The sequence below is a fragment of the Stieleria sp. genome, assembly GCF_041595215.1.
In the GTDB taxonomy this organism is placed as follows: domain Bacteria; phylum Planctomycetota; class Planctomycetia; order Pirellulales; family Pirellulaceae; genus Stieleria; species Stieleria magnilauensis.
The window spans coordinates 1-7,098 of the sequence record NZ_JBFHKV010000379.1 but is presented as its reverse complement, the minus strand read 5'-3'; the positions used below and the strand labels follow the sequence as shown (position 1 = coordinate 7,098).

Sequence of the window (7,098 nt, the reverse complement as noted above, 5' to 3'; positions counted from 1 at the left end):
GGCGACGAGTCCTTGCCAATATGCCGACTGCAGAGGACTCGTCGCCTCGTCCACTACCCGAAAATTTGGCTGAGACGGAATACTAATTGACGCCGAAACGATGCACCGTCGTTTCAGAAATCTTGTCCCCCGGTCGCAGCAGCGTGCTGGGAAAGTTCGGCTTGTTGGGCGCGTCGGGGTAATGCTGAGTCTCCAGACAGAACGCGTCGTGCGATCCGTTGCCCGCGTTTTCGGGTCCGCCGCCGAGATGATTGGCCGTGTAGAGTTGGATCCCGGGCTGTGTCGTTTCAATCTCCAACGTCCGCCCCGAATCGGGATCGGCCACCAAGGCCGCTTTTCGTAACTGGCCCGGCTCGCCACGCACGACGTAGCAGTGGTCATATCCCTTGGTCGCGGGAAGCTGGTCGAGACGGTCGCCCAGCGGGGTCGGCGTGCGGAAATCGAGTGGCGTCCCCTGCACGTCGTTGTACTTACCGGTCGGGATCAAGTCCTCGTCGACGTCCAAGAACTGATCCGCCTGGATCGTCGCCACATGGTCTTTGGCGGTCCCCGTCCCCGCACCGCGCAGATTCCAATAGCTGTGGTTGGTCAAATTGACGTGCGTCGGCTTGTCGGTGGTCGCCGAATAGACGATTTTCAGCTCGTCGGCGTCGTTCCAGCTGTACTCGGCGGTCACATTGACGTTGCCGGGAAAGCCGTTGTCCCCATCGGGGCTGGTCAGGCTGAACCGCACGCCGACCGATCCGTCCTGCTCCAGTGTCTCCGCCGTCCAAACCTGGTAGGAAAAATTCTTGATCCCGCCGTGCAGTTGGTGTTTTCCATGATTGACGACCAGAGCATACTCAGTGTCGTCGATCGTGAACTTCGCGTTGCCGATGCGATTGCAGAACCGACCGACACTGCTGCCAAAGTACGGATGCCCGGCGACATAGCGATCCAGGGAATCAAAACACAGATTGACATTGGCCAGCTTTCCGTCGCGATCGGGCACTTCGACGTCCAGCAGCGTGGCGCCGAAATTCATCACGCTGACTCGGTGGCCGCTCGAATTGATGAGCGTGTAGCGGGTGATCGGTTGGTCGTCGGCGGTTCCAAACGGTGCGGTTTCGATCTTCATGGTCGATGGGATAGGCGGTTTTAACGACGGGAAAAACAAAGACAATGCGAGACAATGCAACGAAATCAATCGACGGCAAGCTCAGGTAACACCACATCATGACGGGTCCGCTTGGGGAATTGAATGGGGGCACCGTTGGCGTCGGCGATCGACAGGTCGCATCCGGCGGGCGGTCGCGTTCTGTCGCAACCGCCCCCAGGGGCACCTCTGAAACAGCGGCCCCCGGTCGATACCCTGACCTGAACATCGGCAACGTTCGGATCGGTTTCCCGGTCGTGCAAGCGGCATTGAGCGGTTACAGCGACCTGCCGATGCGTGTGATCGCGCGACGACACGGCGCCAGCTACAGCGTCTGTGAAGTGATGCTGGACCAGTTCTTGTTGGCGCTGGGTAAACGACAAAAGACGAAACACTTCTTGGACATTCATCCCGACGAACACCCCGTCGGCGGACAATTGATGGGCGCCGAACCGGAGCAGTTTTCGCTCGGGGCGCTCAAATTAGTCGAAGCCGGGTTCGACATCATCGACGTCAATTTCGGCTGTCCGGTCAAAAAGGTCTTGGGACGATGCCGGGGCGGTTTTCATCTGTCACAGCCGAAGGTCGCGATCGAAATCTTGCAGCGGACCCGCGACATCGTTCCGCATCACATCCCGGTCACCGTCAAGATGCGTCGCGGCATCGACGACACACCACAATCCCGCGATGCGTTCTTCGAAATCTTGGACGGTGCCTTGAACGCCGGTTTGGCCGCCGCCACCGTCCACGGCCGAACCGTCGTCCAGCGTTATGTCGGCCCCAGTCGTTGGCAGTTCTTAAGCGAAGTGAAATCACACGTCGGCCGATCGATGCAGATTCTCGGCAGCGGCGATCTGTTCTCCGCCGAAGACTGCCTGCGGATGATCGACCAAACGGGAATCGACGGCGTCACCGTGGCCCGCGGAGCGATCGGCAACCCCTGGATTTTCCAACAAGCCCGCGCGTTGGCCGACGGGCAACCGCTGCCCGACCCGCCGTCGCTGTACCAGCAAGCCGATGTGATGCGCGAACACTTTACGCTCTGTGAGCAAACCTATGGCGCGGGGCGGGCCCCCTTGTTGATGAGAAAATTCGCCATTAAATACAGCCAATCGCACCCGGACTATGAATCGGTTCGCCAGGCGTTTGTCAAAATTAAAACGCGCGACGATTTCGAATCTGCGCTTCAAATCCATTACGGCAGCGACGGCCCCGGGCGGATGATCCCCCGCGATTGCCACGGCAGCCAGGAAGAATGACACCGGACCACGGACCATGACGACCTATTTTGAAACCGGCAGCGAATCGACTTCACTCACATCGGACGACTTGCGTCGCGCGCTCGAAGAAACCTTCGCCAAGATCGGGCTGCCCCAAAAAGCGTTGTTGCTGCCGCCCGACCACACACGACTGTTCAGCCGCGCCGGTGAAATCACGGCGTTGTGCCACGAGATGCTGGGCGAACGCGTCGCGGACATCATGCCGGCACTGGGCACCCATAGCGCGATGAAGCCCGAGCAACTGTCGCACATGTTCCCCGGTGTGCCGCTGGATCTGTTTCGACCCCACCGCTGGCGCGATGACGTGGTCACCTTGGGCACGGTACCGGCGTCGTATGTTTCTGATGTCACCGGTGGGGTGTATGACAAACCGTGGAAAGCCCAAGTCAACAAACTGCTCCGTGACGGCGGCCACGATCTGATCTTTTCGATCGGCCAAGTCGTGCCGCATGAAGTCATCGGGATGGCCAACTACAACAAAAACGTCTTTGTCGGAACCGGTGGCGTCGAGGGGATCAACGAGAGCCACTACTTGAGCGCGGTCTACGGCATCGAACAAACACTGGGACGGGCGAACACGCCTCTGCGGCAAATCCTCAACTACGCCCAAGACGAGTTCTGCAAGGGCATGCCGATCGTCTACGCCTTGACCGTGATCCAACAAATGCGCGACGGAACGCTGCACACGCGAGGGCTGTACATCGGCGATGATCACGAAACGTTCTTCAAAGCCGCCGAGCTGGCCTACCAAGTCAACATCACGCACCTGGAAAAGCCTCCCCAACACGTCGTCGCCTACCTGGATCCGTCGGAATTCAAAAGCACCTGGCTGGGGAACAAAGCGATCTACCGGACTCGGCTGGCGATCGCGACCGGCGGCCGGCTGACCATCCTGGGCCCGGCGGTGGAAGAGTTTGGAGAAGATGGCGAGATTGATCGGCTGATTCGCAAGTACGGCTACCGCACCAAAAAAGAGATCGTGCAGTTGGTCGCCGAAAACGAAGACTTGGCCGCCAACCCATCGGCCGCGGCACACCTGGTTCATGGCTCCCATGAAAACCGTTTTGAAGTCGTCTACGCGGCGGGAAAGCTCACTTCGCAAGAGATCTCGTCGGTCGGATACACGCCCGGCGACATCAACGCGTTGATGAACCGTTACAACGTCGGCACGCTGACCGACGGCTGGCACACCGACGTCGACGGCAGCGAATTCTACTACATCCAGAACCCGGCTTTAGGGCTTTGGCAAGCTGAGTTGAGTTAGCCAAAAAATTTTCCCCAGATTGCTGTCTTTTCGGTAGCGTCCCCCCGACAGAACCGTTTGAATCTAAGTATTCAATGGGAAGGACGCAGCGCCCTCGATGATTGATTCGCAACGTCTTGCGGATCCGGTCGGGGCGGGGCACACGCGTCCCGGAACACATGCAGTGAGAGAATTAAACGCGCCAATTCGAAAGACTTCACAATCTGTCTTGGTTCGGGCCGGGTCGTTTGCTATTTTCCCCGCACACGGCAAACGACGCGATGATCGAGACGATTTGCTGGTTTTGTTGACGCATTTTTCGAATTACCGGACCGGTGACACCGGCCGGGTTTCGTCTCGCTGGAAAGGAGCCCAGAAGTGAAACAAGCCAAAGAAACTCCGGTCTGCGTGCACATCCGCTGGATGATTCGTCGCGACATGCCGTCCGTCCTCGCAATCGAACAGAGCTGTTTCGAATTTGCCTGGACCGAGGAGGATTTCATCCGTTGCCTGCGACAACGCAATTGCATCGGCATGGTCGCTGAGAAAGACGACGAAATCGTCGGCTTCATGATCTACGAACTGCACAAGAACCGACTGCACATTCTGAATTTCGCCGTCCATCCCGACCAACGTCGCCACGGCGTCGGAAACTCGATGTGCAGCAAGCTGTTCGGAAAACTGTCGCACGAGCGCCGCAATCGCATCATGCTGGAAGTCCGAGAAACGAACTTGGACGCCCAGCTGTTCTTCAAAAATCTCGGCTTCCGGGCCATCAGCGTGCTCCGCGACTTCTACGACGACACCGTCGAAGACGCCTACCTGATGCAGTACCGCTACCACCCCAGCGCCAGCGAAATCGCCCAACCCGGCAACCGCATCTCCCGCATGGCCGGCTAGTCGTCTATCGCAGCTCAATTTTCGGGTAGTGGACGAGGCGACGAGTCCTCTGTAGCCGGCAGATTGGCAAGGACTCGTCGCCTCGTCCACTACCGCCTACCCGAAAACCAAGGTGTGGCGGAATACTCGTGGGGTAAGCATCCTGCTTGCCGCTTCGCAGGGTTCCCACCCTGGCGTCTGCCTCGTTCCGATGGCCGTAGCCTCCATATCCGTGATACTCCCAGGCGGAGCCTGGAAAAAAGAGAATCGCAAGCTGGAAGCTTACGCCACTTGGGAATCGCGGCTTCGGCCCGTAAACTTTCGCCATGACGTTCCTGGCAAATTTTACGGCGATCGATTTCGAAACGGCGAACCGACGTCGCGACAGCGCCTGTCAACTCGCCGCCGTCGTCGTGCGCGACGGCCAGATGGTTCGGGAAAAGATGTGGATGATCCGCCCGGACCCGTTCTTTTTTTCACCGGGCAACATTCGCATCCACGGCATCTCCCCGGCCGATGTCCAACACGAACCGACCTTCGGCGAGTTGTGGGGCGAGATTGCAGAGTTCCTGGCCGACGATTGTCTGATTGCCCACAACGCCCCGTTTGACATCGGCGTCTTGATCGGGTGCCTGCAGCGGCACCATTGCGACATCCCCGATCTGCGGTTCTCCTGCACGCGACTGATCGCCCGTCAAACCTGGCCCGACCGCCGCCGCTTCGGTCTCAAGCCGCTCTCGGATTGGCTGGGCGTCGAATTCAAACATCACGACGCACTGGAAGACTCGCGGGCGTGCGCCAAAGTCTTGTTGGCGGCGGGAATCGCCCGAGCCGCCGAGTCGATCGAAGACCTGGAACAGAAACTCCGCATCGAGCGTGGCAAAGCGGGCCCCTGGGGCGTCAGCCACGCGTCAAAGAAGGGCAACCCGCGCAAGTCGGCGTCCAAACGAAAAACCGACAAGGGACTTCCCAAGCGGACGCTACGGCGTGGCGGCAGCCAACTGTTGCCGCTTCCGATGAACCCGTTCGACGAAGACGCCATCGTTGGTGAGTCGCAAGCCGGCTACGCGGACGCAACGACACGATCACTGACATCGACCGAATCCGCCATCGACTTGCAGCGGCTGTCGATCCGGGCGGAATTCATTCAGCCGCTGCGTGGCAAACAGATCGTCTTCGTCGACCGGCTTCAGGTCATCAGCAATGAACAAGCGATTGACTTGGCCCGTCGCAGCGGCGGCGTTCACCAAGTCGACGTCGACGCATCGACCAATTGCGTGGTGCTCGGATCGTCCGATGTCGATCGACAGCAAGTCGATGACCTGACCGGTCGAGCGGAATTAGAAATCCTGACCGAGTCCGAATTTTTGGCGCGGATCGGACACTAGAACATTCGGTGAACCGCCGCGATCCGTTCGGTCCCCGCGATTAGCGGAACGGCGCGAGCCGTAAGGTGCCACAAGCGAGTGTTAGCGGAGCGGCGCGAGCCGTCCGGTGCCACAAGCGAGTGTTAGCGGAACGGCGCGAGCCGTCCGGTGCCGCCGCTCGGCGGCACGAAAGACCGGAGGGCTCGCGCCCTGCCGCTACCAACGGGTTCAGTCCAACAGGTGCGTCAGCAATCCGCTTCGCAACTTCGGCTCGAACCAGGTGCTCTTGGGCGGCATCACTTCTCCGGCATCGGAAACCGCCATCAATTGCTCGATCGATGTCGGGAACATCGAAACGGCAATCGCCCACTCGCCCGAGTCGACCCGTTTCTCCAGTTCCTTCGTCCCGCGGATCCCGCCGACAAAGTCAATGCGCGGATCGGTGCGAACATTCTCGATTCCGAAGATCGGGCGAATCACCCGCTGCTCCAAAATCGCGACATCCAGGCTGTTGATCGCATCGTGATGATCAATCGAATCGGCCGGAACCCGCAGCCGCCACCATTTCCCATCCAGGTAAATGCAAAACGTTCCCGCGCGGTCTGGAACCGGATCACTGGTTTCTTCCAGCTTGCCGACGCCGCTCAATCGCTCGCGAATCTGATCGGGCGTTTGGCCATTGAGATCTTTGATGATTCGGTTGTACGCCAGAATGTTCAATTGAGACGCCGGAAACAACACCGTCAAAAACCAGTTGTACTCTTCGGTTCCGTTGTGATCGGGATTGGCTTCACGTCGAGCTTTTCCGGCGCGCCAGGCACTGGCCGCCCGGTGGTGCCCGTCGGCGACGTAGAATTCCGGTACCGCGGTCAGGGACGCGACGTAGGCGGCACTTTTTGCGACGCGCCAAACGGTGTGTTGGACGCCATCATCGGCCGTAAAATCGTACAGTGGGGTTTCTCGGATCGCGGCATCGACCAACCCGTTCAAGTCGGGATCATCCCGATAGGTCAGAAAGACCGGGCCGGCGTGGGCGTTGAGCGTCATCACGTGACGGGTCCGGTCGTCTTCTTTGGCCGGTCGCGTGAATTCGTGCTTCAGGATCAAGTTGTTCTCGTAATCCTCCACGTGACAGCAGCACACGACACCGACTTGGCTCTTGCCGTTCATGATCTGGCGATACAGAAAAACGCT

At 59.2% G+C, this 7,098-nt stretch carries 6 protein-coding genes; 4 read left to right on the top strand and 2 right to left on the bottom strand.

Features of this window, described 5'->3' with window-relative positions; translation table 11 throughout:
* Positions 1 to 82: 82 nt before the first annotated feature.
* A complete protein-coding gene (locus ABX749_RS15685) occupies positions 83 to 1,117 on the bottom strand; it encodes an aldose epimerase family protein (RefSeq protein ID WP_372896807.1) in 1,035 nt (344 codons plus the stop codon).
* Positions 1,118 to 1,215: 98 nt separating this feature from the next.
* On the opposite strand from ABX749_RS15685, the gene ABX749_RS15680 reads away from it, so the two are divergent.
* The 4 genes from ABX749_RS15680 to ABX749_RS15665 all read left to right on the top strand — a co-directional run bounded on the left by ABX749_RS15680 (position 1,216) and on the right by ABX749_RS15665 (position 5,925).
* Positions 1,216 to 2,394 (top strand): tRNA dihydrouridine synthase, encoded by a 1,179-nt coding sequence (locus ABX749_RS15680; RefSeq protein ID WP_372896806.1) that lies wholly within the window; start codon positions 1,216 to 1,218, stop codon positions 2,392 to 2,394.
* A 16-nt stretch (positions 2,395 to 2,410) separates the two neighbouring features.
* A complete protein-coding gene (locus ABX749_RS15675; protein ID WP_372896805.1) occupies positions 2,411 to 3,679 on the top strand; it encodes a D-mannonate epimerase in 1,269 nt (422 codons plus the stop codon).
* Positions 3,680 to 4,081: 402 nt separating this feature from the next.
* On the top strand, positions 4,082 to 4,558 hold the full coding sequence (rimI, locus tag ABX749_RS15670) for a ribosomal protein S18-alanine N-acetyltransferase (RefSeq protein ID WP_145222016.1): 477 nt from the start codon (positions 4,082 to 4,084) through the stop codon (positions 4,556 to 4,558).
* Positions 4,559 to 4,863: 305 nt separating this feature from the next.
* A complete protein-coding gene (locus tag ABX749_RS15665; RefSeq protein WP_372896804.1) occupies positions 4,864 to 5,925 on the top strand; it encodes an exonuclease domain-containing protein in 1,062 nt (353 codons plus the stop codon).
* A 207-nt stretch (positions 5,926 to 6,132) separates the two neighbouring features.
* On the opposite strand, the gene ABX749_RS15660 is transcribed toward ABX749_RS15665, so the two are convergent.
* The coding region (locus ABX749_RS15660) for a DUF1015 domain-containing protein (RefSeq protein ID WP_372896803.1) at positions 6,133 to 7,098 on the bottom strand (966 nt) is incomplete at its 5' end.

Excerpts from the sequence above, each read along its gene's own strand:
- ABX749_RS15685 (WP_372896807.1), bottom strand. The coding sequence starts at position 1,117 with ATGAAGATCGAAACCGCACCGTTTGGAACCGCCGACGACCAACCGATC.
- ABX749_RS15680 (WP_372896806.1), top strand. The coding sequence starts at position 1,216 with ATGACGGGTCCGCTTGGGGAATTGAATGGGGGCACCGTTGGCGTCGGC.
- ABX749_RS15675 (WP_372896805.1), top strand. The coding sequence starts at position 2,411 with ATGACGACCTATTTTGAAACCGGCAGCGAATCGACTTCACTCACATCG.
- rimI (WP_145222016.1), top strand. The coding sequence starts at position 4,082 with ATGATTCGTCGCGACATGCCGTCCGTCCTCGCAATCGAACAGAGCTGT.
- ABX749_RS15665 (WP_372896804.1), top strand. The coding sequence starts at position 4,864 with ATGACGTTCCTGGCAAATTTTACGGCGATCGATTTCGAAACGGCGAAC.